The sequence below is a fragment of the Shimia sp. FJ5 genome (assembly GCF_032918335.1).
GTDB classification, from domain to species: domain Bacteria; phylum Pseudomonadota; class Alphaproteobacteria; order Rhodobacterales; family Rhodobacteraceae; genus Shimia; species Shimia aestuarii_A.
In genome coordinates this window covers 1-3,071 of the sequence record NZ_JAWJUV010000017.1, presented here as the reverse complement: position 1 = coordinate 3,071, position 3,071 = coordinate 1, and the positions used below count along the sequence as shown (strand labels likewise).

1 protein-coding gene is annotated in these 3,071 nt (G+C 59.9%); it reads right to left on the bottom strand.

The features are described from left to right. Positions 1-47: 47 nt before the first annotated feature. Positions 48-2,930: a Tn3 family transposase gene (locus tag R1W01_RS18365; protein WP_243614857.1), complete on the bottom strand. Its 2,883-nt coding sequence runs from the start codon at positions 2,928-2,930 to the stop codon at positions 48-50. Between the last annotated feature and the right edge of the window lie 141 nt (positions 2,931-3,071).

Genomic DNA, 3,071 nt, shown 5'->3' with positions numbered 1-3,071 from the left:
GGGGTCTGATGCCGGAGAGTGCAGAATCCTACGCTAAGGCTATTTGGTCATCTTTTGGGCCACCTGTATTCGCCGGTGAGAAGGATGTGCGCCCACCCGAGGGGTGAGATATGCGCTAGCAGGTCTGCTGAGCAGTCCAAACCATCACTGTGGCGACTATCGACAGCGCGACCGAGATGCTTTGTGTTCCAATAGATGATGATTGCGGCGAGGAGGTTCAGCCCGGCCATTCGGAAGTGCTGGCCTTGGGCTGTTCGATCACGGATCTCACCCTGGCGACCGATGCGCAGGGCGTTTTTCAGCGCATGATGCGCTTCGCCCTTATTCAGGCCGATTTGGGCTCGGCGTTGCATGTCGGCATCCAGCAGCCAATCGATGATAAAGAGTGTCCGTTCGATCCGGCCGATTTCGCGCAATGCGACCGCTAGTTCATGCTGTCGGGGATAGGATGCAAACTTCCGCAAGAGTTGGCTTGGGGCCATTGCGCCCGCTACCATCGTGGCCGCGCTGCGCAGTATGTTTGGCCAGTTTGAGCTGATGACGGGTTCCCTGACCTTGCCGCCGATCAGGCCCTTCAGTTCTTTTGGGCAGGATGCCGGATCGAAGAGGTAAAGGCGCTTGGAAGGTAGATCCCGGATGCGGGGGATGAACTGAAAGCCCAGAAGGGCGGTGACGGCGAAGACGTGGTCGGTGAAGCCGCCCGTGTCGGCATACTGTTCGCGGATTTTCTGGCCTGCGTCTGTCATCAACAGGCCGTCCAGGATGTAAGGGGCCTCGTTCACCGTGGCCGGGATGGTCTGGGTGGCGAAAGGGCCGAACTGGTCGGAGACATGGGTATAGGCTTTTAGACCGGGTTCATGGCCGTATTTGGCGTTGATCAGGTTCATCGCCTCGCCCTGGCGCGTGGTCGGGAAGAACTGCCCGTCACTGGACGCGGTGACGCCGCCACCCCAGAACCGGGCCATCGGCAAGGCGGATTGACCTTCGATTACCATGGCCAAGGCGCGTGCCATCGCGTCGCTTTCGACATGCCAGCGCGACAAGCGCGAGAGCTGGAAATAATCATGGGTGTTCGTGGCCCCAGCCATTTTGCTGAGGCCAAGGTTCAGCCCTTCAGCCAGCAGCACGTTCAACATGCCGACCCTGTCTTTGCATGGAACGCCGGTGCGCAGATGGGTGAAGGCCTCGGTAAAGCCGATCTCGTCATCCACTTCGAGCAGGAGGTCTGTGATCCTGATCTCCGGCAGACGGTTGTAGAGATCGAGCACCATGGCATCGGCCTCTTCGGGGACAGCGGCCGTCAGCCGGTCGATCTTGAGCACGCCATCTTCGATAGAACCTCCCGGAATGGCACCCGCCCTGGCGGCGCGGGCCAGTCGTTCCAAGCCATCTGCTATGCGAGATTTTCGATCCGCGAGCCAGAGCTCCGGTTCAAACGGCATGGCCAGTTTTGGCGTGGCCCTGGCAACTTCCATCGGAACCAGCGCGTCCTTGAGATCACCATACCGGTGGGAATGTGCGAGCCAGATGTCGCCGGCACGGAATGCGTCGCGTAGGTGGCACAGGACCGCCACCTCCCAAAGCCGGTTCCCATCGTCGTGATTCAAGTGTCGATGCCATTTCGAAGCCCGGCGCAGAAAGGTCAGTGGCCGGGTAGTCGTCGTTTCCGTACCCGCGACGATGTCGGCGGCGGCAAGCAACGGTTCGGCCACCGGGGCCGCCTGAATATCGAGCGCCCGGAGCATGCGCGGCGCATAGCGTCGGAAGCGATGATACCCGTGAACAACATGTGCCAGTGGATCAGCCGCCAATGTGTCGGTCAGTTGGGCGGCGGTGGAAACAAGCCCCCTCAGCGATGACCAGCCTCCGGCGTTTTGGACGGCCTCCATCAGGGAGGCCTGATCTTCATGTGCTTCCAGCAGAGCTGATCCAAAATTTGAGAAGCCCTGCAAGGTGTCTTTCAAAGCAGCCTTGGCGTCATCTGCCCGAGCATCGCATACGCGTTTCGCCTCACGCCACGTCTTCCCCACAATCCGGTCATGGCTTTCGACCACTGCATCGGCAATGGCACTGCGCCATTCCAAAGCGCAAACTGCGAGGATGGCAAGGCGGCGGTCGCCTGAAATATCCCGCAGATCTCCTGCGAAATATCGTTCCCCTTGCCTTCGGAGGCGCGCGATACGGTGGGGTGGCACACCCGACAGGATGCTTCTGTCCACGGCCATGGCCTGCAAGAATTCCAACCGGTCGAGCAACCGGTTCATGTCGGCCGAGTTCTGGCCCAGCTCAAACTGGCGCAGCCAGACAAAGCGGGTGACAGAACCGTCCGCCGTTTCCGTCAGCAAGGCGTCAAGTCGGCTGCACATCTCATCATCCAGCCGGTCGGCAATCCGAGCGTCGATCCGTCGCTCTGCAGCAACGAGTGCATCCGCGCAAAGGCGTTCGATAACCGTGATCCCTGGTAGTATGGTCTTGGTCGCCCGGCATTGTTCCACGAAACGCCGCGCCAAATCCTCGTTCGATCGGGCGGTTTCGGCTGTTCTCTCCAGCCAGGCCTTCAGGTCGCGCGATCCTCGGCCAGTGAACATCTTGTAGCCATAGAGATCCCGCAGGGCCGCCAGGTGTTCATGACGCGTTTCTTCGCGGCTTGCATATCCAGCCAGATCGTCTGACTTCAGCCCAAGCTGCGCTGCCAGGAAGCGCGTGATCTCCATTGGAATGACCTCGCCCGGGGTCAACAACCGACCGGGATAGCGCAATGCGCAAAGCTGGAGAGCAAACCCAAAACGATTGTGGGGGCGGCGGCGGGCGCGGATGATTTCCAGATCGTCGTCCGCAAGGGTGTAGTGGCGCAACATCGCCGTTTCATCGGTCGGAAGATCAAAAAGTACCGAGCGCTGACGCTCGGTGAGGATAGTACGATGCGCCATGTTTTTGAACTCTGTGAGGAACTGGGGATCAAACCGGTCACACTCTACCGGCATGTCGTTTCCAACGGCAATCTATGCGATCTCGGAAAACGAGCTCTCGAAGCTTAGCGTAGGATTCTGCACTCTACGGCATCAGACCCC